16 protein-coding genes and 2 tRNA genes are annotated in these 22,662 nt (G+C 67.9%); 6 read left to right on the top strand and 12 right to left on the bottom strand.

Annotated features, from left to right (window positions below; translation table 11 throughout):
• Positions 1 to 36 precede the first annotated feature (36 nt).
• The 3 genes from G4D83_RS35185 to G4D83_RS35175 form a co-directional block, all read right to left on the bottom strand.
• Positions 37 to 1,104, bottom strand: coding sequence for an endonuclease (locus G4D83_RS35185; protein WP_240356983.1), 1,068 nt, complete (start codon positions 1,102 to 1,104; stop codon positions 37 to 39).
• Positions 1,105 to 1,400: 296 nt separating this feature from the next.
• Positions 1,401 to 1,937 (bottom strand): DUF4833 domain-containing protein, encoded by a 537-nt coding sequence (locus G4D83_RS35180; protein ID WP_163869269.1) that lies wholly within the window; start codon positions 1,935 to 1,937, stop codon positions 1,401 to 1,403.
• Positions 1,938 to 2,157: 220 nt separating this feature from the next.
• Complete coding sequence (locus G4D83_RS35175; RefSeq protein WP_163869268.1) at positions 2,158 to 3,609, bottom strand: hypothetical protein; 1,452 nt, start codon at positions 3,607 to 3,609, stop codon at positions 2,158 to 2,160.
• A 187-nt stretch (positions 3,610 to 3,796) separates the two neighbouring features.
• Here G4D83_RS35175 and G4D83_RS35170 point away from each other — a divergent pair, with 187 nt between their 5' ends.
• Both G4D83_RS35170 and G4D83_RS35165 read left to right on the top strand, forming a co-directional pair.
• The gene (locus tag G4D83_RS35170; RefSeq protein WP_163869267.1) at positions 3,797 to 4,558 is read left to right on the top strand and encodes a hypothetical protein; all 762 of its coding nucleotides are present in this window, start codon (positions 3,797 to 3,799) and stop codon (positions 4,556 to 4,558) included.
• A 288-nt stretch (positions 4,559 to 4,846) separates the two neighbouring features.
• The gene (locus G4D83_RS35165; RefSeq protein ID WP_163869266.1) at positions 4,847 to 6,103 is read left to right on the top strand and encodes a glycosyltransferase family 4 protein; all 1,257 of its coding nucleotides are present in this window, start codon (positions 4,847 to 4,849) and stop codon (positions 6,101 to 6,103) included.
• 138 nt (positions 6,104 to 6,241) lie between these two features.
• On the opposite strand, the gene G4D83_RS35160 is transcribed toward G4D83_RS35165, so the two are convergent.
• The 4 genes from G4D83_RS35160 to hrpA all read right to left on the bottom strand — a co-directional run bounded on the left by G4D83_RS35160 (position 6,242) and on the right by hrpA (position 12,252).
• On the bottom strand, positions 6,242 to 6,589 hold the full coding sequence (locus G4D83_RS35160; RefSeq protein WP_163869265.1) for a hypothetical protein: 348 nt from the start codon (positions 6,587 to 6,589) through the stop codon (positions 6,242 to 6,244).
• A gap of 193 nt (positions 6,590 to 6,782) precedes the next feature.
• Positions 6,783 to 7,577: a tetratricopeptide repeat protein gene (locus G4D83_RS35155; RefSeq protein ID WP_163869264.1), complete on the bottom strand. Its 795-nt coding sequence runs from the start codon at positions 7,575 to 7,577 to the stop codon at positions 6,783 to 6,785.
• Between the two features lie 66 nt (positions 7,578 to 7,643).
• Entirely contained in the window at positions 7,644 to 8,486 is an 843-nt protein-coding gene (locus tag G4D83_RS35150) for a class I SAM-dependent methyltransferase (protein WP_163869263.1), read from the bottom strand.
• A 55-nt stretch (positions 8,487 to 8,541) separates the two neighbouring features.
• A complete protein-coding gene (gene hrpA / locus G4D83_RS35145; RefSeq protein WP_163869262.1) occupies positions 8,542 to 12,252 on the bottom strand; it encodes an ATP-dependent RNA helicase HrpA in 3,711 nt (1,236 codons plus the stop codon).
• A 150-nt stretch (positions 12,253 to 12,402) separates the two neighbouring features.
• On the opposite strand from hrpA, the gene G4D83_RS35140 reads away from it, so the two are divergent.
• Positions 12,403 to 14,736, top strand: a complete 2,334-nt coding sequence (locus tag G4D83_RS35140) for a DUF1588 domain-containing protein (RefSeq protein ID WP_163869261.1) — start codon at positions 12,403 to 12,405, stop codon at positions 14,734 to 14,736.
• A gap of 5 nt (positions 14,737 to 14,741) precedes the next feature.
• Complete coding sequence (locus G4D83_RS35135; RefSeq protein ID WP_163869260.1) at positions 14,742 to 16,139, top strand: DUF1552 domain-containing protein; 1,398 nt, start codon at positions 14,742 to 14,744, stop codon at positions 16,137 to 16,139.
• Between the two features lie 113 nt (positions 16,140 to 16,252).
• Here the strand turns inward: G4D83_RS35135 and G4D83_RS35130 are convergent, their stop codons facing one another.
• From G4D83_RS35130 to G4D83_RS35110, 5 genes are all read right to left on the bottom strand, one after another.
• On the bottom strand, positions 16,253 to 17,020 hold the full coding sequence (locus G4D83_RS35130) for an immunity 52 family protein (RefSeq protein ID WP_163869259.1): 768 nt from the start codon (positions 17,018 to 17,020) through the stop codon (positions 16,253 to 16,255).
• Between the two features lie 12 nt (positions 17,021 to 17,032).
• Positions 17,033 to 18,289 carry a Tox-REase-5 domain-containing protein gene (locus tag G4D83_RS46995; RefSeq protein WP_275902412.1) on the bottom strand — a complete coding sequence of 419 codons (1,257 nt, stop codon included), beginning with the start codon at positions 18,287 to 18,289 and terminating at the stop codon, positions 17,033 to 17,035.
• A 549-nt stretch (positions 18,290 to 18,838) separates the two neighbouring features.
• Positions 18,839 to 20,203: an IS701 family transposase gene (locus G4D83_RS35120; protein WP_163869257.1), complete on the bottom strand. Its 1,365-nt coding sequence runs from the start codon at positions 20,201 to 20,203 to the stop codon at positions 18,839 to 18,841.
• Positions 20,204 to 20,660: 457 nt separating this feature from the next.
• Positions 20,661 to 20,733 (bottom strand) — tRNA-Glu (locus G4D83_RS35115).
• A gap of 13 nt (positions 20,734 to 20,746) precedes the next feature.
• Positions 20,747 to 20,819 (bottom strand) — tRNA-Lys (locus tag G4D83_RS35110).
• Positions 20,820 to 21,012: 193 nt separating this feature from the next.
• Between G4D83_RS35110 and greB the strand changes: the two genes are divergently transcribed.
• Together greB and G4D83_RS35100 are read left to right on the top strand one after the other, a co-directional pair.
• Entirely contained in the window at positions 21,013 to 21,555 is a 543-nt protein-coding gene (greB, locus tag G4D83_RS35105) for a transcription elongation factor GreB (protein ID WP_163869256.1), read from the top strand.
• Between the two features lie 8 nt (positions 21,556 to 21,563).
• Entirely contained in the window at positions 21,564 to 22,511 is a 948-nt protein-coding gene (locus G4D83_RS35100) for a deacetylase (protein WP_163869255.1), read from the top strand.
• The last annotated feature ends 151 nt before the right edge of the window (positions 22,512 to 22,662 follow it).

The raw sequence follows: 22,662 nt of genomic DNA, 5'->3' as shown, positions 1-22,662 counted from the left end.
AACCCCTTCTTGCTGCCCTGGCGGTCTGGCGACGGACTAGAAGTCCTTCACGCGGTCCGCGAGGTCCGCGTTGTCGATGAACGCGTTGGTGTTGCCCTGGATGTTGGCGACGCGGCGGTTGCGCTCGATTTCAGCGGCGTCGACGCCGTCCAGCTTGTTCCACGCCTTGAGGGCGGCTTCCTCGTCGGCGGGGATGGCCTTGTTGTACGTGGACGAGAAGTAGAACATCGCGCGCGCCACGTTGCCCTTGTGGGAATCGGGCGGCTCGAACACGGTGTTGCCCTTCGCGTCCGTGCCCAGCTTGGCGCCGTTGTGGCTCCACTTCACGTTCACCACTTCGCCGAACGGGAAGCTGCTGCGCCGCGAGTTGGCCTTGCTGTCGGTGGGGAACAGGTGGTGCAAATCGCTCTTGGCCGCGCCCGTGGCGCCCTTCGACTGCGGCCAGGTGTGCTCCACGTTCATCACGGCGTTGTTGGGAATCTTCCCGCCCTTGGTCTCCACGCCCGTGTAGACGCACTCCACGTTGCCGGCCGCGTTCACGTCCAGGCTGGAGAAGATGATGTTGCGCGCCTCGTTGTAGCTGACCACCTTCTTGCCGGAGGACGCGTCCCTCACGGCCTTCAGCAGCGCGTCGTCGCGCAGGCCATCGAACGGGTCATCCGACGGCTCGGGGTCCGGCTCGGGCGCCTTCGTCTCGGGGACGATGTTCATGCCCCACTGCTTCAGCGTGCCGACGTCGCCCTTGGCGCTGTCCCGCACCTCCAGCTTCCAGGTGCCCTTGGTGGACTCGCCCGCGAACTCCTTCAAGTCGAAAGAGCCCTTGAGGTCGTCCGCCGAGCCGCCCGCGCGGTTGGACACCACCGCGGTCTTGCCCGACGGGGACGTCAGCGTCACCGTCAGGTCGCCCCGGTAGGTGTGCGCGATGTCCAGGTCCAGCTTGAGCGACTCCACCTTGGCGTCCTCGGCGACGTCCAGGGTGCTGGTGACGGTGGCGCTGTCCTTGATGGCCGCGTTGGGGCTGGTGCTGGGCGTCAGCGGCGTCGCCACCGCGCCAGCCGCGGCCTTCAGGTTCGTGGCCGCGGCGTCCGCGACGGTGGGCGCCACGGGAACGAAGACGGCGCCGAGCTTCGTCAGCAGGGAAGGAGTGAGCCCCTGTCGTGCAGGCTCGAAACCGGTGCGCGCCTGGGCTGGTGCCCGGGGTGAAGATGTTTCACGCGCGGTTTCAGTTTCAGTCGGGCGAGCAGAGAGGGGCGAGCGGCGGGGGCCGACGACACTGGTCATGCGGGTATTATCGGCCCCGTCGCCTCGGAGGTTGTTACTACCGTGTGGATTTTTTGACGCAGCCGGAATTGCGGGAAATTCCAGCGGTGTCGCACCGGTGTCCCGGGGTGGGGGAGCCCCTACCGGCGGATCAGCTCGGAGAGGGGCTGTCCCTCCGGACCCACGCCATCCAGTCGCACGAAGTCCACGGAGAAGGGCCAGGACGTCTTCACGAAGATGTGCTCGAGCTGGGCCAGGTTGGCGCCGAACTTCGTCCACGCCTGCACCACGCACCGGCCTCGCACCTGGGCGGTGGTGATGTCGACGGGCCGCCCGGGGAAGGACTTCAGCCGGAGGTGCACCCGCCAGCCGTCGGCGGTGGCTTCCACCTGCTGGGCGTCCTCGAGGCCATACGCGGGTTGCTCGATGCCCAGGAGCTCCTCGACCTCCGCCTCGCCGCGCTCCAGCATCCGCCAGTACACGTGCACGGGGCGCGCGCCGACGGGGCGGCAGCTCTCATCCAGGCTCACGGCGTAGTGGACCTGATTCCGGTTCTCGCTCCGGGAGAGGAAGAAGGCGGACGGCGCCTGGGTCGCGACGGGCTCGGCGGCGACGGCGACGGAGGACGCCAGCAACACGGTGGCGGCCCCTCTCTTGAACCAGGTCTTCGGAAACATGCGGGTCCCCCTGTCTCGGCGGAGTGCCTGGGTCTGGGATGCTGGGAGGTTGAACACCCCAGGTCTCCCAAGCTGTCACTCGTCCGAGGTCCTTCGGCGGGCGCTGCCTAGCATGGAAGTCGGGGCAGGTCCGCAAATTGGTGTTGGAGAGGCTTCAACGCCTGACAGTCCGGCCCAGGCTCGGAGGGGGGCTGCCCGTTCGGCGCGGACCCGAGAGGCTTCACATTCGTGGGCAGGGGATGAACCACGGCTGATGGGAGCCCGTGTCGTCCACGGCGTGGAAGTAGATGCGGTCGCCCACGCGCGCGAAGCCATCCGCGCGGGACGATGCCGGGCCGGGTCTGATGTCCACGAGGGGCCCGGTCGTCGCGACGCTGCCTCGCGTGAACCAGGGCTCCAGGTCCGCGCCGCTGGTCGTGGCGACGAACAGCGCGTCACCGGCGCCCGTCGGAAACAAGGGCGAGGAGTACTCGTCGCCCAGGCTGAGCGCGTTGGAGAGGGCGCGGGTTCCCTCCGCGGTTCCATCCGAGACCCAGAGGGTCACCTCGCGAGGCGCGGGGCCGAGGGTGGCGATGGCCACGGAGAAGTAGAGCCGGTCTCCCGAGACGGCCATCTGCTGAAGATAGGGGTATGCGGCTTCCTGGCCTGCATAGGGATTGGGGAGCGTCTTGACGGAGGCCTTGCCACCGCCCGCCAGGGAGAGACTCTGGATGCGCATCAGCATCGTCTCGCTGTCCACGGAGGCCACGTAGACGGTGTCGTTCAGCGCCCCGAGCAGGAAGACAGTCTTGCCGAAGGTCTCCAGCCGGACGGTGCCCGCGGCCGTGCCGTCCGTCTTCCACACCTCCGTGTTCGCGCCGTCGTTGAACAGGAACAGCCCCACGGCTCCCGCCTGTCCCGTGTTGCTGAAGAAGTAGACGACCTGGGCATCGAGCTTCTTGACGAGCTGGGTTCCGCTCGCCGTTCCATCGGTGCGCCAGAGCGCGGTGCCTTGCTCCGGTGAGGCGAGGAAGAAGAGCAGGTTGTCGCCCACCCGCAGCGTCACATTGCCGAGCATCGATGTGGTGCCGAGGTTCGCGAACCGCACCGTGCCCGCGTCCGTGCCATCCGAGCGCCACAGCTCCACCTGGGGATTGCCGGGGGCAAAGCCCCACTGGCGCAGGAAGGTGAGCTGTCCGCGCTGCGCCGCGACGGCCGCGAGATGGGTGCCGTCGGGGCCCGGAGTGAGATCCTTGACGAGGTGGGTTCCCGCCTCGGTTCCGTCGCTGACCCACAGCTCCTCGCCCGTCCCTGGCTCATCGAACTGGAAGAAGAGCTGGTTGCCCACGGGGAACAGGGTTCGGAGCGCGGGGACGCCGACGGGCGCGGCTGGGAAGGTTTTGACGGGGACGGTGCCTGCCTCGGTGCCGTTGCTTCGCCACAGGGTCGCGCCGCCGTCGGACAGGTTGGTGGCGAAGTAGAGCGTGCCGAGCATGTCGACGAACGACTCGGGGAAGGGGCCATTGCTGGATGCCCCGGACCCTGGCGGGATGACGACCTTCAGTCGGGACGCTTTTCCAGGACAGGCATGGAGCGGCGCCTCGCGGATTCCCTCGTCCGTGCGGGGTGCCATGGCGGCTGCCTGACCCGCGAGTCCCAATCCCAGCAGGAAGTACCAATGCCTTGCTTGCATGTCTGTTTCCTCTCCGGCCCAGAACCGACAGAGGGTGGGATGTTCGGCCCCGTTCGCCAATCCGGCTTCGAGACGAGCGCCTATTCGGGAGTGGACACGGGGCGCATCGTCTGGCGGGGCGCTCAAGGGCTCCAGCACCTCGACACCTCGCGCTGAATCCACTCTGATGCCCGGCGAGGTGGAACACATGAGGAAGCGGAGTCCCTTCATCGCGGTCGCATCGACGGCCGTCCTCCTGGCGACCACGGGCCTGGCGCGTGACACGAAACCCGCGCCGGAGGACGGGGTTGCCTGTGCAGGGGCGGCCCCACTCACCGAGCAGCTCGTCAACGACGCGGCACAACTGGGGCTCAAGGGCGTCGCGACACGCGGTGACCTGCTCGTCGGCAAGCTGAGCTACCTGCGCGAGCCTCGGGAAGCCGCTGAAGCCGCGAGCGGGATGGTGCTCTTCATCAAGGGGCCGAAGGGCTGGCGCGCGGTGATTCCCCGTCATGAAGAGGAAGAGGTTGGCCTCTACGTGACACCATCGAGCCGCAAGGTCATCGTCATCACCCAGCGACAGATTGGCGACCCGGGACAATCGTTCACCGTCGTCCGCTCCGACGACGACTTCGCCACCGCGACGTGCGCGACGCTGGGCTTTCCCAGGGATTTGAACCAGCCCACGTGGAACGGTGAGTATCTGGAGGTCCACGACCTCGACATCAGCGCGAGGGGGCGCGGAATGCTCGTCGGCTCGGCGGGGCTGGAGCGCACCGACGAGAAGCCTCGCACGCTGTGGTTCTCCTATGCCACGCGCGATGACGGCCGCTCCTGGGGACCACCGCGACGGCTGGTGAAGCAGCAGGAGGCCCCCAAGGGCATGCTCGTTCCGGCCAGCCTCGTGGAGGCCACGGCCCTGGAGGCGGACCTGCGCGCCTTCGTGTCGCGGGCCCGCGCCGAGCCATAGAGAAGCTCCCGCTCACGGAACGAGCGGGTGGACTGCCATGCGCCTCAATAGGAGGCGCAGTCGTTGAGGTCGTCGCTGGTCGCGGCCGATGCATAGTTTTGCAGTGCGCCTGGAGTGGACTCCCGTGCACTGAATGCCCTTTCCTTCGTGTGTGAATGGTCCGCGAACTATTACGGGCGCGGAAAAGGCACGCTACTGGCGGCTTGCTCTGCTCACTTCTTCACCTCTACCAGCGCGCAACGCCTGGGTGGTTCCAAGTCCAAGACGCTTTTGGATAGAACCCCTGCCATGACAGTCGCCGCCTTTCGTCTGGGCATGCTCATCCCAGAGTTCCCCACGCAAACGCACGCCTTCTTCTGGCGGGAGATCACCGCCTTGCGTGCCGCTGGGGTCGAGGTGCACATCTTCTCCACGAGGCGCCCCGTGGAGGGCTGCCCTCACGAATGGGCGGAGCGCGCGGCCTCGGAGACGACATACCTCTTCCCGCCTCGACTCTCGTCCGCACTGCTCTCGCCGAGGGACTTCCCGGGCATGGCCCAGGCGCTCGCGTATGTCTCCAAGCTCTCGGTGAGCGTGAAGCAGAAGGCGCGAGCTCTGGGGATGCTGGCCTGCGCGGTCGACTTCCTCCATCACGCACGCGAGCGGAAGCTGGACCATATCCATGGTCATTCCGCCGCGGACGCCGCGCACGTGCTCGCGCTCTGCAGGATTCTGGGTGGTCCTCGCTACAGCTTCCACCTCCACGGTGATCTTCCTGTGTATGGAACAGACCATGCCGCCAAGGCCTGGGACGCCACGTTCGTGGCAGCCGCAGCGCGCCCCATGCAGCGTGAGCTCATCAAGGACGTGGGTCTGCCGCCGGAGCGGACCTATACCCTGTGGATGGGCGTGGACACCGACCGCTTCACCCCTCCGGCCCAGCGCGCGGAGTCTCCTCGGGGCCTCCACCTCGCTTCCATTGGACGGCTGCATCTCTGCAAGGGTCATGTCCATACCTTCGCGGGACTGCGCAAGGCATTGGACCGGGGCCTGAAGGCCCACCTCACGTTGGGGGGAAGGGGGCCTCACGAGCAGGAGATCCGCCAGTCCATCGCCCGCTTCGGATTGCAGTCGCATGTGGACATGGTGGGGCCGCTCGGAGAGGCAGCGGTGATTGACCTGCTGCACCGCGCGGATGGCTTCGTGCTCTCCAGCATCGGCCTCGGCGAGGCCTCTCCCGTCGCTGTCATGGAGGCGATGGCCTGTGGCGTCCCTCCTGTCTGCTCCATCATCGGGGGCACGCCGGACATGATTTCCGACGGGACGGAGGGATTGCTGGTGGCCCAGGGGGATGAGGAGGGATTGGCGAATGCCTTCCTCCAGCTCGGGCAGGACGCCGCGCTGCGCGAGCGGATGGCCAGTGCCGCACGCGAACGCGCCGTGCGCTCCTTCGACTATCGAGAGACAAGTCGCCGATTGCTGGAGGCCATCCAGGTCTCGCGCGCGCCCCTGCCTCAGTCCGCGTCGCAGGGGACGGCCCCCCGCTCTGATCAAGCGGCGGCCTGAAGACGTCCGCGACTCGAGAAGGCCGGCGCGTACTGGAGGCTGCCCGGCATCGCCTGTCAGTCGCGGCGAGGTGAGAGGCGTTGCCCCCGTGTGAATGCGGCCCGCCCACGCATGAGCGTTGGGCGGGCGCGCGGGGGACTACCGCGTGCAGGTATAGCGAACGATGCAGCCGCCCACGTACACCGGGGTGATGATGCCGTCCTCACAGAACCCAGGGCCCGGATAGACGGGGTTGGGACAGATGGCGTTGGCGGTGACGTCGGGAACGCACTGGAAGCCGACGAGGCACTTGCCCGAATAGATGGGATAGAGCTCGCCGTTCTCGCACAGCGGATACATCACATCCGGGCAGATGTGGGACGGGATGGGGCTGGCGGCCTGCTCCTTGGTGGCCTCTCCCGAGGTCTCCGTGACAGGGGCTTCCGGCCCACAACCGACCAGCGCAAACAGACCGCACACCACAGCGAGGCGTCCAAGGCTGTTCATCTAGGGTCTCCGTGACAAGCCCGCCAAAGCGGCGGGAGTGCGGAGCGTCTACCAGTCCCGGAGGGGTCCGGCAAACCCAGGTGAGCTGGACGTGTATGCGGCCTGCCGACGAGGGGGGCGCCACCCTGTGGGGCATGCTGGTGACGGCGGCTTCGACTGACTTGGCGAAAGGTCGGTCGCGGACCTTTGAGCGCTAAAGACAGTCGCCGCTCAGTGGCCCAATGCTCAGCGGGCCCGTCGTCCAGCCGGAATCCGCTGGAGTCGTTTCTCCGTCTGGCTCGAGCCGTACCTCGAAGAAGAAGCGCTTGCCCTGGTCGAAGTAGTACTTCCCCGCCAGCAGTTTCCAGGCCCGCGCCGGCTTCTTCTCCGGCGTGATTTCCACGCCACTCCTCAGAGGGCGCCACTCGCCCGTCGGGTACGCGTACGTGTCCTGCTGGGTTGCCATGACGCGCTTGTCCGCCGCGAGGGTGATGCTCTCGGGAATCTGCCCGGGTTGCAGGAACCACCAGTCCGATGTGGCGCCAAGCACCTTCTCCTTGATGCCCTTCTCATTCACGAAGACGGAGATGGCCTTGCGCCATTTCTTGTACTCGTCACTCGCCTTGAGTGCCTTCAACCCCTTCGAGTCTTCGTCAATCTTCGGAAGGAGGGCCTGGGCATCCTTCTCCACGGCCACCGACAGGTCTGCCAGCGCCAGGTACATCCAATTGCTCTCGAAGGCGCAGTAGTCGAAGTCGTCTGCGTCCTCTTTTCCCTGGTTGAGCAGCGTGGTCGTCCGCGCCCGGTTGAGGCGGGCGTAGGCATTGGAGGGGTCCTGCTTCAGCGCCTTCTCGAAGAGGGCATGGGCTTTCGCGTAGTCCCCCTTGTTGTACGCCGCGAAGCCCTGGGCGTTGGCATCGGGCGCCTTGGCCAACACGGGCCCGGTGATTCCCAGACAGAGGACCAGGAGCAGCGGAACACGGGGGGACGAGGTCAGAAAGGTAGCCATCACATCCGTGGTTTCTAGCACACCCCGTGTGTCCCGGATTTCGCCTCTGGCGTTGCCCTGCTGGGGCTAGGTCCTCCTCGCGACGGCGAGCCAGGTCACACCGCCGAGCTGGACCTTCCCGTCCCGTCGATGGTGCTCGCATTCACGGGCCACGCCCTCTTCCCAGCTGCGCTGCTCCTCGGGCGTCAGCTCCGCCACGAGCTTCGCGACGGGCCCTCCGAATTCTCGAATCCAGCGCGCGACCTCCGCGCCGTCCGCGGCTTCCATCACGGGGATGTGCATCGCCTCGACGTGCTCCAGCGTGAACCCGCTGTGTGCCAGGACCGTGCGCAAGCGCTCAGGGTCGGAGAAGCGGAACACGCCAGGGGCCTCTGAATCGATGGGGGGAGGCTGGCGGAAGGGCTCAATGCTCTTGCGTGGCAGGGACACGTACTCCACCTGCTCCAGGCCCGCCCAACATGCGCACACCAGGCGTCCGGAGGGGCGCAGCGCGTGCCATACCCGCGCGAGCGCGCGCTCGGGCCGGGCCATGTACATCAGCGCCCAGCGCACGGTCGCCGCATCGAAGGACTGCTCCGGCAGGTCGAGCGCCTCCGCGTCCACGGCTCGAAACTCGATGTTGGAAAGGTTTTGGGCTCGGGCCTGCTCCCGCGCGGCCTCCAGCATGCCGTCGACCAGGTCCGTGCCCAGCACGAAGCCCGTGGGCCCCACCCGCAACGCGGCCCGGAGGGAGGGCTCGCCCATGCCCGAAGCCAGGTCGAGCACCCGCATCCCGGGTTGGAGGCACGCCAGGTCGAGCATCCGCTCGCTGACGGACGCGGTGAGGCGGGACTCCATCTCATGGTACCGGCGGACGATGGCGACGCGCTCGGACCAGGGGGACTGCCGCGGGGGGCTGGGGGCTGTCATGGGATTGTTCGGGCAGGGTTGAGAATGGCGCGACCGGCCCTAGAGCCTCTCGCATCTAGCGCAGCGCCGCGAGGGCCGCGCTGACCTTCGCCACCGTCACCGACACGGGCGTCGTCACCTCTGGAGAGAAGATGGCCACGCGGAGCTCCTCGAAGGCCCATCTCAACTCCTGTGCCGCCTCCTGGTCTCGCAGGGTGGCGCGCCTCGCGAGGAAGGTTTCCCACAGGGGGGTGAAGGGCGCCGCCTTCCCTTCGTCCTTGGCGGGGTTGTTCACCGCACGCGACAGCCGTGCCTGGGCCGCGCGGAGGTAGCGCGGGTAGTTCATCAGGCGCACGAAGGGAATCCACTCGATGAGGTTCGCGGGGAACAGGTGCCCGAGCTGCGCGCGGATGTCCCGCACGGCCGCCGCGCCGCTCGGCCCCTTCGAGGCGGCTTTGAGTGCGGCGAGCGTCGCGGCGAGCTCCGAGGAGGTGACGACGACGGCGTTCGCCCAGTCCCGGGCCGTCGGCTCGATGCGCGGTGAGCCCGCATGGACCAGCGCCTCGAAGGCCGCCTTCGCGCGGGGCAGCGGCGCACCCGGTGCGAGCTTGAACGCATCATCGACGCCGCGTGCGAGGACGAGCGCCCGGAAGGCGTCGGCCTGGCCCCGCGCGGGCGGCGCGCCGTCCAGGGACGGGAAGGGCGGCGGCATGCGCGAGCCGCTGACGGCCACGTGTCCGCGCGCGGCGAGCATCAGGAGCCGGCGGACCCCCGTGCGCGTGGCCGCGTCGGCGGCGGAGGCTGTCTCGAGCAGCACCAGGTCCACGGCGGCGCCCCGGTCGACGAGCGCGGGATAGCTGCTGACCTCGAGCCCGCCGACCCGCCGGGTGACCACGGCGGGCAGCTCACCGAAGGTCCAGGCCGTCAGCCCCTTGCGCTCCCAGTCCGAAGTCGGCGCGGCGCTGCGCAGCGCCGCCCGTGCACGTCCCCCGTACTGCTCGAGCAGCGCATCGGCGTCGCGGCTCCGCGCGAGCTCCTTTCCCCGCTCGTCGAGCACCCGGAGCGTGATGCGCAGGTAGGGCACCACGGCATCCGCTCGGAGGGACTCCTCGGGCACGTCCACGCCGCACAGCCGGGACACCGCGCGCGAGAGTGCTGGAATCATCGGCCCGCGGAAGGGCACGAGTTCCTTCACGAGACGGTCGACCAGGGCGGGCAGCGGCCCCAACGACTTGCGTTGGGCACGGGGGATCTGCTCGAGCAGCGCGGTGAGTTTCTCCCGCTGCCACCCGGGGATGGTCCAGTCGAGCTCACCCGGGACCAACTGGGCGAGCAGCAGCAGCGGCACGCTCAGGGTGATGCCGTCGTCCTCGGCCGAGGGGTCGAAGGTGTACGTCACCGGCACGGAAGCGCCGTTCAGGGTGATGGCGTCCGGGTAGTGCGCCGGGGACAGGCCCGGGTCGTGCGAGAGGGCATCCTCCATCGAGAGGACGAGCACGTCGGGGTCGGCTGCCTCGGCCTTGCGGCGCCAGGCCTCGAAGCTCGCTCCGTCCATCACGTCCGCTGGGAGGCGCTCGTCGAAGAACGTCAGCAGCGCCTCGTTGTCGAGCAGCTCGCTGCGCCGTGCCTTGTCCCGCAGGCGCGCCACGCGCTCCAGCACCTGGCGGTTCTTCTCCTGGAATGTCCCCCGGGTGCGGTACTCGCCGCGCACCAGGGCATGCTCCAGGAACATCAGCCGTGCCTGGGCGGGGTCCATGCTGGCCAGGGGTACGGGGCGCTCCTTGAAGACTTGAAGCCCGAAGAGGGTCGCGTTCTCCTTCACCACGGCGCGTGCGGACTTCTCCGACCAGTGCGGGTCGGAGTAGCTGCGCTTGAGCAGGTGGGGGGCTGCCGCCGCGAGCCACTCCGGGTCGAGCTTCGCCACGGTGCGCGCGAACAACTGGGACGTCTCCACGAGCTCGAACGCCATCACCCAGGCCGGGGGCTTCTTCGCGAGCGCCGACGAGGGGTGAACCATGAAGCGCGTCTGCTTCGCACCCGTATAGACGCGCTGCTCCGGATTCCACTGGCCGATGCGGGACAGAAGCCCGGTGAGGAGCGCCTGATGCAGGAGGTCCCCGCGCGCCGGGGCGCCCCGGCCCTTGCGTGGCAGGCGCAGCTCGCGGACGGTCTCCTCGAGCTGGCGCTGGACATCCCGCCACTCGCGCACCCGGAGGAAGGACAGGAAGTTGTCCCGGCACACGCGCCGCAGATGGGACGTCCCCCGGCCCTCGGCCTCGCTCACGAACGCCCACAGCTTGAGGAGCCCGGTGAAGTCCGAGTGCTCGTCACGGAAGCGCCGGTGCAGCTCGTCCGCCTTCTGCGCGAGCTCCCGTGGCCGCTCGCGCGGGTCCTGCAGGTTGAGCGCCGCGGCGACGATGAGCACCTCTTCCAGGCATCCGTATTCGGCGCCGGCGAGAATCATCCGCGCGATGCGAGGGTCCACCGGGAAGCGCGCGAGCTGGTGCCCGAGCGGCGTCAAGGTGCGCTCCTTGCCCTCGATGGCCCCGAGCTCCTCGAGCACCCGCCAGCCCTCGGCGATGGCCCTCGGCTGGGGCGGATCGAGGAAGGGGAAGTCCTCGACGTCACCGAGGCCGAGGGACTTCATCCGCAGGATGACCCCCGCGAGCCCCGTGCGCTTGATTTCCGGGTCGGTGAAGGCGGGCCGGGTGGTGAAGCTCACCTCGTCGTAGAGGCGCACGCAGATTCCCTCGCGCACGCGTCCGCAGCGCCCCTTGCGCTGGTCGGCGCTGGCCTGGGAGACCGGCTCGATGTGAAGGCGCGTGGTGCCCGAGCGTGGGTCATAGCGCGACAGGCGCGCCACCCCCGTGTCCACGACGTAGACGATTCCCGGGATGGTGACCGATGTCTCCGCGACGTTGGTGGCGAGGATGACCCGGCGCTGGGGGATGGTGGCGAAGACGCGCGACTGCTCGGCGGCCGACAGGCGCGAATACAGGGGCTGCACCACCGTGCCGCGGAGCGAGCGCGCGTTCAGGGCATTTTCTGTCTCTCGGATTTCCCGCTCGCCGGGGAGGAACACGAGGACGTCCCCGTCCGGGTCGAGCGTGAGTACGTTCGCCACCGCATCGGCGACGGAGTCGGTGAGCTCGTCGTCCTCGGGGGGCGGCTCGTAGAGCACGTCCACCGGAAAGGTGCGGCCCTCGACCTGGATGACCGGAGCGCCCCCGAAGAACTGGGAGAAGCGCTCGGTCTCGATGGTGGCCGAGCTCACCACCACCTTGAGGTCGGGGCGCTTGGGGAGGAGGCGCTTGAGCCACCCCAGCAGGAAGTCGATGGTGAGGCTGCGCTCGTGGGCCTCGTCGAGAACGATGGTGTCGTAGCGGCGCAGGAGCGGGTCGCTGTGAATCTGCGCGAGCAGGACTCCGTCGGTCATGAACTTCACGGCCGTCTGCCGGGACGAGCGGTCCTCGAAGCGAATCTGGTAGCCGACGTCCGTGCCCAGCTCCGTGCCGAGCTCGCGGGCCACGCGCGCCGCCACGCTCGTCGCGGCGATACGCCGGGGTTGGGTGACGCCAATCTGGCGCGGGCGGCCGCGCCCCATGGCGAGCAGGACTTTCGGCAGCTGCGTCGTCTTCCCCGAGCCGGTGGCCCCCGCGACGATGACCACCTGATGGGCGGAGATGGCCTTGGTGATGTCCTCCACCCGGCTCGAGATGGGGAGCTCGGGGGGGAAGTGCAGGGTGGGCAAGCCGCCGGGGGCGGGGACGGGTGAGTCGCCGGACATGGACGCATGGCCTAGCACTGAAGCGCACGCTCCGCCCCTGATGAAATCTTGTGGGCACCGGCGCGCCCTCACAGGTCGCCCGGCAAGGACTGAGCCCCTCCGGCATGGCCTGCTTGCCATCCCACCAGCCGTCCGTGGCAATCTGGCCGGATGAACCGCGTCCTCCTGCTGGCCGGACTATTGAGCCTCGTTGCGTGCAAGGGCTCCATCGGGTCCAACGACACCAACGACGGAGGTCCCAACAATCCAGGGGGACCCGATGGTGGACCCGGGGGGGACCTGGCCGCCGCGTGCGTGGTGCAGTCAGTGCTCGCCGCTCGCTGCGCGAGCTGTCACGGCGCGCTGCCGACCCAGGGGGCGACGATGCCGCTGCGCGCCCTGCACGACATGCGGGTGAGCTCGGCGACGGATGGGAGGCTCAGCAACGCCCAGCGCGCGCTCATCCGCATGCGCGACAACGCGTCTCCGATGCCGCCGGTCCCTCATGAGCGCGCGAGCGCAGCCGAGCTCACCGCGCTCGAGACCTGGATCGGGGAGGGGATGCCCCTCTGCAATGGCACGGACGGCCCGCCCGCGACGGTGGTGCCCGAGCCCAACCTGCTCGATCAGTCCGCGCTCTTCAGTTGCACCGAGGGCGTGCGCTCGGATGCGCCGACGCGCATCCGCCGCATGAACCGGCGCGAGTTCACCCGCAACGTCGGCGGCTCGGTGGAACGCAGTTGGACCGGGTTCAGCTTCTACGACAACCCGCTCGACCCGAGCGCCATCGAGCAGTACAGCTCCTGGGCCACGGACGAGACGCTGGACGAGGCCTCGGTGGAGCTCTTCCTGCCGGTGGTCGGCGAGGCCGCCGCGCCGTGGACGATGAACTACCCGGATGGCAACCGGATGGAGCGTGTCTTCACCGACAGGCGCTTCAACTGCATGTTCGTCGAATCGAACCCGAGCGACTCCTGCAAGCGGTTCCACCTCGGACAGATGCTCGAATTCGGTGTCTTCTTCCGCCCACCCACCGAGGATGAGCTCACCCGCCTCACCGCCTTCGCGACCGCGGTCATCGCGCAGGAGCCGAGCAACTCCCCGCAAAACCGCGCGGACTCCATCACGCGGATCTCCAACGCCGCGTGGATGATGACCGGCGCCATGTTCCGCCGCGAGATGGGCGGCGCGCCGGCGGACGGTCGCGTGGAGCTGACGAGCCTCGAGCTCGGCTCGCAGCTGTCCTACGCGCTGGCGGGGCGCGCGCCCTCGGCCACGCCGAGCTTCGTGTGGCCGCATTACTCGGCTCCCCTGGAGGGGCATCTGGCGGACGTGGCCACCGCCGCGAAGGACGGCTCGCTCATGCAGGATGCGACGACCACCGCCCTGATCCAGAAGCACCTGGGCGGCGTCGACGCCCTCCAGAACGGGACGCCGCGCTTCGACCTGGTGCAGGACTACAACGAGGATCAGCGCTCCAAGCGCGGGCAGTACTGGCTGGGTGACGGAGTCGCGGGCTTCTTCCGCGAGTGGCTCGGCTACGGGCACGTGTCCGCGGTGTTCAAGGAGTCCCCGGCGGCGACCTCGCGCTTCGAACTCGAGGGGCTCGGCTACATCAGCGCGGTCTCTTACGACAACCTGCTCACCAACTTCCATCCGCTGGAGCCGACCTTCATCCAGCAGTTCGATGATCTGATCGCCCGGGTGGTGGTCGAGGATCAAGACGTGCTGGCGAACCTGCTCACCACGCGCACGTTCTACGTGCCCTCCATGCAGAACGCGGCGTACGACTCACACAAGGGCCTCTCGCACCCCTACAACGTCAGCGAGATCCTCCCGGCGACCGTCGCGGGCCGCTGGAAGGCGCTGCCTGCCGCCGAGCGCGCGGGCGTGCTGACCCATCCGGTGTGGCTGGCGGCGCACGGCGGCAACTTCGAGGATGACCCGTCCATCGTCCACCGCGGCAAGTGGGTGCGCGAGAACCTCTTGTGCGGCTTCGTCCCGCCGCTCAGCAGCGTGCAGGTGGCGGCACAGGTCGGCGCTCACGCGGCCGACAAGAATGCGCGCCGCCGCCTGCAGGAGGCGACCGCTGGAGCGCAGTGTCAGGGCTGTCACCGCCTGATGGAGCCGCTCGGCCTGCCCTTCGAGATCTACAACCACGCGGGCTTCCTGCGCGCTCGGGACCACTCGACCAGCGGAGGCTGGACCACGCCGGACGGAAGCTCGACGCTCACCTCGATGCCGGACCCCGCGCTGAACGGCGCGGTGCGCGACGCGGTGGAGCTGAGCGAGCGCCTGGCGACCTCGCCGCACGTGAAACGCTGCTTCGTGCGACAGGCCTTCCGCTACTTCATGGGACGCCCCGAGAACCCGAGCGACGCCTGCACGCTGACGCGGATGGAGCAGACCTATGATGAGAACCATGGCTCGTTCTCCAAGATGCTGACCACGCTGATGACCAGTGACACCTGGAAGACGCGGCGTGTGCCGCAGGCTGGAGAGTGACTGCCATGTTCTCGCGACGAACCGTCCTGAAGGGCATGGCCGCCGGCCTCTTCGCGCCCTACTTCCACGACGTCTATGCCCAGTCGCCAGCGTTGCCGGCGCGCCTGGTGCTGGTCCTCGAGTGCAATGGCGTCTACCCCCGCGCGCTCCTGAGCACGGGCACCCGCGCGGCGCTGGGTGGACGCGCCAACACCTCCGACCGCCTCTTCTGGGACGCGTACAAGGACACGCCGCTGGTGCGTGAGGGCGACAATCTCGCCAGCGCGATCAGCCTCGGGCCGCTGGCGGCGTCTTCCGGCAACATCGACCTGGTGAATCGCTCCGCCGTGCTGCTGGGGCTCTCGAACCTCATCGCGGGCGGCGGGCACTCCAGCGGGACGGGCGGGCTGAGCTGCGCGGTGAACGGCGCGGGCGCGACCTTCGACGCCGTGATTGCTCCTCGCCTGCGCCGGGGTGCACCGTTCGACGTGCTGCGCCTGGGCACCAGCTCCGCGCGCGTGTCAATCGTGTACGAGACCTGCGCGCTCGGACCGCGCAAGCCCGCGGGCATCATCGTCAACCCGTCGCTCGCGTTCGACAGCACCTTCGGGTCGCTGCTCGGTGGTTCGACGAATGGGCGAGACCGCAAGATGCTCTTCGACTTCGCGTTGGCCGACTCGCGGAAGGCGCTGGCGGAGTTCCGCGGCAACTCCAACGAGCGGCTGAAGCTGGAGCGCTACGTCTCCTCGCTCGAGTCGCTGCGGACGCGGGAGGACCAGCTCGCGGGCATGGCGGACCGCGTGCGGCCCTACCTGCCGCTGGCGCCGAAGGACAACCCGCTCATCACCGGCGCGGGCTCACCGCCCGACTCGCTGAAGTGGTTCGAGGCGCAGTTCCAGATCGCCACGGCGTCCCTCCTGGGCGGGTTGACGAACACGGTGGTGCTGGCGACGGGCACCTCAGGTTTTGACGTGGCCTACGGCCCGGATGTGACCGACATCCCGCGACACAGCCTGCAGCACGGCCTGGATGCGGGGCAGAACTGGGATCGCGTCGCCGAGGTCACCCGTCGCCACGTGCAGTTGGTGGCGAACCTGGCGAGGACGCTGGCCGCCACGCCCGAGGTCGGCGCGAGTGGATCGATGCTGGATCACACGGCGATTGTCTTCATGTCCGACAACGGCGAGCAGCACCACTCGACCTCGCGTGAGTGGCCGAAGCTCGTGGTGGGCGGCAACGCGCTGGGCCTGAAGACAGATGGGCGCACGGTGGTGTACCCGAAGTACGACGCGGCCCGGAACCGGCAGGTCTCCAACCTCTTCAACACGCTCGGCCACGCGTTCGGAGACGCGGACTTCAATACCTTCGGGCAGGAGGGCAGCACGCGAATCGCTCCGGGTCCGCTGAGCGAGCTGTATGGCTGAGCCTCGGGTTCGTCATCCCGCCCCGTCCCATGCTGTTTCCTGGTGTGCCTCTCAATCCTCGCTGGAGGGGCACACTGGGGGCACATGGCGGCTCTTTCGCTCGGTCCGGAGTGTCAGGCAGGTCCGTCCAGCACCGGCCGCAGGAGACCTGCCCTCGAAAGCAGCTCACGCACTCGCTTCGCCAGCGCCAAGTGCTCGGGGTTGGTCACCGTGAAGCGCTCGGGGGTGAGGACCACCAACGTACCTTTGCCTTCGACCTGCTGAATGCGCACGGGAGCCGGCAGCGGTGGCACCGTCCCACGTCGCAGGGACAAGTATGTGACCCAGCCGACGAACGTCCCTGTCCTGGCCTCATCCGAGAGCTTCTCGCGATGCTCCCACGAAGTGGCGAGCGCCCAGTCCGCATCCCAAGCCGATGCCATGCAGCTCACCACATGGGGCAGCACGGGAGCCGCGATTATCCGTTCCGCGTTCGGTCCATGCTTTGGGAGCGTCATTACGCACGAGTTGGGAACCGCCTCCGAGTAGGCGCCACACGTGAGTCGCAGATCCACACCATCCGCACCAGCTCCCCCGTTGCCGAACCAGAAGCTGAAGCCCAGTTGCTCGATGACCGGGCCACCTCGTTCGTGGTTGACGCCACGCCGGAACTGCGCGGCAAGAGTCGGCACGTCTGGCGGCATCAGCGGGTACTTTTGCGCGTCCTTGCGTGACTTGGTGGGCTTGTACCAGTGAGCAAGAAGCGGGTCGCACTCAGCCATGAGGTTGAGAAAGTTTGCCGTGCGCAAGGCACAATCTTCGGGGGACTCCTTACGAGGCCCCCAGTAGGCGCCGGCATAGTAGGTCTCGGCATGCGGAGCGGCCTCGGGTGTGGTGGCCATGTTGTTCTCCCCTCAGAGCGCCGGAGTGTGAAGGACATTTATGCCCTCGATACCCGCGCCGTCCAAGAGCCTTCGGAATGCCGTAGCTGCATTGGCTTCGGCGACATGCCATTCAATCAGGATGCCCAGGCCACGTACCTTCGTGGTTTGCCGCCTTGCTTGTTCAACGAGCCCCTGTGCTCCGGAGTACCGGAACCATTCCTTGGGCTCCATCCCGTCGAAGAACTTCGCATAGCCCGGCCCTTTGGCCTCCAGTAGTACGCGGTTCTTGAATCCGTCGAACTTCACGCCGCCGGCCTGCGTGCTCATGCCGCCGACCCAGTAGGCATCATCGGCAGAGTGGCCCGTCACCTGTTCCTGGTAACGACGGGCAGGCGCCTTCATGGACTCCTTGGCCGGCCCCCACTGCCCAGGCCCCTTGGAAGGTCCCCCTTGCTTCGCGGCCGTGCTCGCCCTCTGAAGGATGATGGCTGCGCCAGGCCCACCGCTCAGCACCGCCGCCGCTCGCCCCACCGGCACCGCGACGCGCCCCATGACGAGTGCCCCCTGGGCTGACAGCGACAGTACCGGCACCTCGGCTGTAGTGAGCGTCGCACCTGTCAGCGTGCGCGTTGCGGCAGCCGCCGTGCCCCAGGTGGCGATCAGGTTCGTCACCATCTTGGAGACGGCCTGCACCTGCTCGCCGCGCGGCATGTACTGGAAGCGCTCCAGGTACTCGGGCGATGAGGCCAGCAGCGCCGCCACGGCGGCAGGCATGTGTCTTAGCGCCGCGAGGGTGTCCCCTGGGGACGTGGAGAAGAGCTGCCCCACCGCCAGCGCCAGCCCGACGAAAGCCTCTTCGGCTCCGTCCAGGGTGCGGCTCAGGTAGTCGGCATCGTCGTGGACGTCAGCGAAGGCGCCTCCTCCGGTCTCCTCCAACCGCACGTTCAGTTGTCGGAAGACACCGCCCTTGCCCGAGTAGAAGACGCCCAGCTCGAACTGGCCGGCCCGGAAGGCACCGTCCTTCCACTCCACGGTGCCCACGCGCTGCTGGGTCTGCCCGCTGCGTACCCACGCGAGGCAACCGTCAGGACGGAGGACCGCCAGTTGAGTGAAGCGCCCGACTCGCCGCACCAACTCGGCCCGCGACACTTCGCCCGCGTCGAGCACCTCGCGCAGCATGAAGCCCACCGCGACGCGTGCCGGGAACTGCCCCAGCGTCACGTCCTTGACGGTCAGCGCCTTCAGCAGTCGCGCGGCGTGTGTCGGCGTGAGCGAACTGCCTGACACGGGACGTTCGTCTTGGTCCCCGAGCCCCGCGTCACGAAGCAGCGCATCGAACGCATCGCTCCTCTGTGCTCGGGGGGGCCCTCCTTCTCCGAATAGTGCGGAACGCTGCTGGAAGGTGCCCCTGCGCGTCGAGGGTTCAACGCCAGCGCATCCCGTCACGGAGAGAACGGTGCACAGTATCCAGAGGACAGAACGCATTTTTCACCCTCATGCCTCTCTCAAAGGAAGGCAAGCGGGTTGAATGCTGGCATTTCCGTCTGACAAATAACTGGGAATCGACTGCGCGGCGGAATCTTACAACGTCACCCCGACATGCATCGAGGTCCCGTCAGGGGCGTGTTGTAGTTGCAGGTGGCGAGACTGCTATCTCTCGAAAGGAAGCAATGATTCGCAACCATAAGATTGTGTTTTCCATTCTCTCGATTTGCCTTTGCTCGCTCGAGGCCCTCTCTGAAGACAAGGTAAAGTCCGCGCCGACTCAGGGCGCTGTTGATGTGAAGAAATTGGCCACCGCATTCCCCGACTCAGCAAAACGAGATCCGCTTAATACTACTTGATCAGATGCGGGACGGCCCGAGAGGAGGAGCGTGAGCTCCGAGTCTGCGGAGGCACAGCGGGCAATGGCCGATGCGGCGCAGCAGCAGGTGCTGAAGGCGACGTCGAACCTGGGGCAGCGTCCACGGCGTCTTGCTCCGGGGGGGAAAGCGCTCTTCGGAGCGCGAGGAAACCGTGGGCCACCATGCACAGCGTGGCGTGGTGATGAAAGCCTCTCCAAGTGCGGCCCTCGAAGTGGTCCAGCCCTACTTCGCCCTTCATCTCCTGGTAGTCCCGCTCCACGCGCCAGCGCAGCTTTGCCAGGGTGACGAGGCGTTTGAGAGGCGTGTCCGCCGGCAATGACGAGAGATAGAACTTCGTCGGCGCGGCTTCCCCCTGCGGCCACTCACACAGCAACCATTCGGGAGTGCCTGGCGCTTTGCGGACGACGTGGCCTTCGGCGACTTGGATTCGCACCGCGGCGAAGGTGGAGGACTGTGTGCCACGACTGCCCTCGCGCCAGCTGACACGGCGGTACTCCTCTTCGGGCAACTGGCGCGCCAGCTCTTCAATCGTCCAGGGCTGCACGCCGCTGTCGGTGACGAAGCGCGTCCGAGGGCGCCCGTACTCGCCCGCCTTCTTCACGGGCAGGTGCGGCGCAGTTCCTGGAGGCCATACCTTGTGTTGCCCTGGCACGCCGACAAGGTAGGGCAGTCTCCGAGCCGTGAGCCCTTCGCGGAACTCTCGGCAGTTGCCATACCCCGCATCCGCCAGGACGACATGCCGCCGCACGCCCCATTTCAGCGCGTCATCCAACTGCTCCAGCGCAAGCTCCCATTTGCGCGCGGCTCCCACCGTCTCGGGGACACCTACCGCCTTGCGCCGCGCCGTGTCCCTCACCCAGTCCTCGGGCAGGTACAGCCGCATGCCGATGCATCCGCTGCCTCGCGGCCCCGCCAGATGCAGGCTGACGGCCACCTGGCAGTTGTCCGTGCGCCCCAACGTGCCCGAGTACTGCCGGGCCACCCCCACCGAGTGCTGCCCCTTCTTGGGAAACCCCGTGTCGTCCACCACCAGGGCCTCCAACTCCGGCACCTCGGTTTCCAGTTTCCTCGCCAGCCGTTCTCGCAGCGCCTCGTCACTCCACGTCCCCTGCGAGACGCACTGCTGCAGCCGCTGGCGCATCGCCTCCACCTCGCGGGTGTCCTCAACCAGTCGGGACGCCATCGGCTCGATGCTCTTGCGTTCCCCGTCCAGCAGCAGGCCCGTCACATAGGCCTCCATGGCCCGGCGCCGCTCCAGCCGCCCCATGCCGACCACCATCTCATCGAGGTAGGCGCTCAGCGCCTCATCCAGCTTGCGCAGATGTTCGGGTGTCATCCCGACCGTAGATCATGACCGCTACCTGGATTCAAGTGACCGAGTAGTCCTAACCACTCCCGGAATCCGCACGCATTTACGTGCGGGGCAGCGCACTTCACCGCTGACTCGGCCCAAGCCGAAGGGCCCACGTAACCATGAGCAACGCACTCACGAGGACTGCCACCGCGCAGGCTGAGGCTGGCGGGCGCGCTATCCGCCCTTCGGGAACTACCTGCTCGACGTGGCGGTCGTCCGAACGAAGGAGGGCTTCAAGTGGACTTGACCCGGCGTAGGGCCATTGCAAGGCGCACGTGTCCGGAAGCTGTGCGACCAAACTCGGCCTGATGATGACCGCCCGTGGAGAGTCCCGTTCATGGGCCGCTGGCGGCGTTGTTCCGGCCCAAAGGAGCAACACGGAGCGGCCAAAAACGAACGGGGCTGGACGGTTTGCACCGTCCAGCCCCGCGTTCCTACTTGTCCCCGACGGGATTCGAACCCGTGTTACCGGCTTGAAAGGCCAGCGTCCTGGGCCTCTAGACGACGGGGACGTCGCCACCTACATGAGTCGCGGGGGGATCGAACCCCCGACCCTCGGCTTAAAAGGCCGGTGCTCTACCATCTGAGCTAGCGACTCGCACTATTCTTTTGTCCAAAATCCACGTGCGGCCCTCCCGGGCCTCGGAGGCAGGCGCTTCCTACCCGAACTCCTTCGCGCTTTCCACTGGCGAGCGCACGTCCCCCTTCCTGACGATGACTCCCCGACTCCCGGTGAACGCCGGGGGCCCCGTCCCCACGCCGTCGTCAGGCATCGGCGGTATACAGAGGGCATGGCCCACCAGGACCTCCCCCCTGAAGAACACGAAGACCTGGAGGCCGAGGACGGCGAAGAGAAGGCCCCGTTCCGCCGCTACCTCACCCGCTCGGGCGCCGAGCGGATGCACCGGGAGCTCATCCGCCTGCTCAACGTGGAGCGCCCCAAAGTCACGGCCGAGGTCTCCGCCGCCGCCGCCCAGGGCGACCGCTCCGAGAACGCCGAGTACATCTACGGAAAGAAGCGCCTGCGCGAAATCGACCGCCGCATCCGCTTCCTACAAAAGCGCCTGGACACCGCCACCATCGTCACGCCTTCTGAACAGAGTGACCGTGCACACGTTTACTTCGGCGCCACGGTCACCCTCGAGGACGAGGACGGAGCTCGCACGACGTACCAGATAGTCGGGTCCGATGAGATCGATGCCGCCGGAGGTCGCATCAGCGTGGAGTCCCCCATCGGGCGCGCCCTCTTGCGCAAGAGCGTGGGCGACTCCGTCGAGGTGCACCGCCCCCGGGGCGACATCGAGCTGACCGTCATCGACATCCGCTACGACTAGGAGGCCCCATGCCTCGGACGCTGCCCATCAACACCCGCTTCCGCCGCATCTATCAGCACCTGAGCGGGGCGGACCTGGCCGCGCCCGATGTCGAGGAGCTCTCCCTCGAGGACCTGGGCCTGGGCGACTCCCAGAAGACCCGCGTGGGCCTCCTCTTCGGCACCTACAGCCACCAGGGTCTGGAGCGGGTGCTCCGCGCCTACGGCCTGCTCCAGCGCGCCGAGGAGCGCGTGGGGCCCATCGAGCTGCGCATCCAGGGCGAGGACCCGTTCCGCCCCCGCGTCGTCCTGTGGAGCCGTCGCTTCTATGCCCCCGTCGCCGACCTGTCCCTTCGCATGGCCACCGGCGCCGAGGTCGGCCTCGGTGACGTGCTCGCCACCGTGCCCCTGCTCTACGTGGACGCGCTGCTGCTCCAGAACCCGGGCCGCTCCTTCGACTGGCACCGTCCACCGCTGCCAGGACAGAGCCACCCCGGGCTCGCGCTCTCCGCACCCCTGCTGGAACTCCTGATGCTCATGGCCCGTCGCATCGGCGCGGAGGCGCTGGCCCTCACGCCTTCGACCTTCGCCGCCGCGAGCGTCTATGACCGGCGCTTCCTCTTCGTGGACGGAGCGGCCCAGGGGAGATTCCTCGCGCTGCGCGGCGCTGGCGGGAAGCGGCCTCGCTGGCTGCTCGCGTGGGCCGTGGAGCTGGGCTGCATGCGCGACGCCGACGGGCAGCACATCCCCTTCACCCCCATGCCCATGCTGTCGCCGCTCAGTCGCAGGTTGATCCGCTCGTTCGACGCCAAGGCCTGGGCCGAGGCCCGCGAGCAGACCGGCCGGCGGGTGCTGACGCTCGACGAGGAGGCGCTCCAGCAGCGCTTCCCCTGGGAGCGCATGCCCCCGGGGCCACCACCCGAGCGACTGGCGGAGCTCTTGGGGTACGACCCGCTCGCCCCCGTGCTCGCGCACTGAGGGGAGTGGCGTGGGGTTTCGAACAGCCCGCGCCTCCGACACCATCCTGGCTGCTTCCGTCGGAGCCCCTGTCTATATTGGAGTGGGCGTCAGGCTCAGCCACGTCGCACGGTCCCCAGCGGTCGCACCCGAACCAATCAGGTCGCGCGAA

Source organism: Myxococcus eversor (genome assembly GCF_010894455.1).
Taxonomy (GTDB): Bacteria; Myxococcota; Myxococcia; order Myxococcales; family Myxococcaceae; genus Myxococcus; species Myxococcus eversor.
The sequence above is the reverse complement of the archived record's forward strand: the minus strand, read 5'-3'. Positions and strand labels throughout refer to the sequence as shown.

Coding starts and splice junctions, on each gene's coding strand:
- G4D83_RS35180 (WP_163869269.1), bottom strand. CDS start 1,937: ATGTTTCCGAAGACCTGGTTCAAGAGAGGGGCCGCCACCGTGTTGCTG.
- G4D83_RS35135 (WP_163869260.1), top strand. CDS start 14,742: ATGTTCTCGCGACGAACCGTCCTGAAGGGCATGGCCGCCGGCCTCTTC.
- G4D83_RS35140 (WP_163869261.1), top strand. CDS start 12,403: ATGAACCGCGTCCTCCTGCTGGCCGGACTATTGAGCCTCGTTGCGTGC.
- G4D83_RS35120 (WP_163869257.1), bottom strand. CDS start 20,203: ATGACACCCGAACATCTGCGCAAGCTGGATGAGGCGCTGAGCGCCTAC.
- hrpA (WP_163869262.1), bottom strand. CDS start 12,252: ATGTCCGGCGACTCACCCGTCCCCGCCCCCGGCGGCTTGCCCACCCTG.
- G4D83_RS35175 (WP_163869268.1), bottom strand. CDS start 3,609: ATGCAAGCAAGGCATTGGTACTTCCTGCTGGGATTGGGACTCGCGGGT.
- G4D83_RS35160 (WP_163869265.1), bottom strand. CDS start 6,589: ATGAACAGCCTTGGACGCCTCGCTGTGGTGTGCGGTCTGTTTGCGCTG.
- greB (WP_163869256.1), top strand. CDS start 21,013: ATGGCCCACCAGGACCTCCCCCCTGAAGAACACGAAGACCTGGAGGCC.
- G4D83_RS35170 (WP_163869267.1), top strand. CDS start 3,797: ATGAGGAAGCGGAGTCCCTTCATCGCGGTCGCATCGACGGCCGTCCTC.
- G4D83_RS35100 (WP_163869255.1), top strand. CDS start 21,564: ATGCCTCGGACGCTGCCCATCAACACCCGCTTCCGCCGCATCTATCAG.
- G4D83_RS35165 (WP_163869266.1), top strand. CDS start 4,847: ATGACAGTCGCCGCCTTTCGTCTGGGCATGCTCATCCCAGAGTTCCCC.
- G4D83_RS35155 (WP_163869264.1), bottom strand. CDS start 7,577: ATGGCTACCTTTCTGACCTCGTCCCCCCGTGTTCCGCTGCTCCTGGTC.
- G4D83_RS35150 (WP_163869263.1), bottom strand. CDS start 8,486: ATGACAGCCCCCAGCCCCCCGCGGCAGTCCCCCTGGTCCGAGCGCGTC.
- G4D83_RS35130 (WP_163869259.1), bottom strand. CDS start 17,020: ATGGCCACCACACCCGAGGCCGCTCCGCATGCCGAGACCTACTATGCC.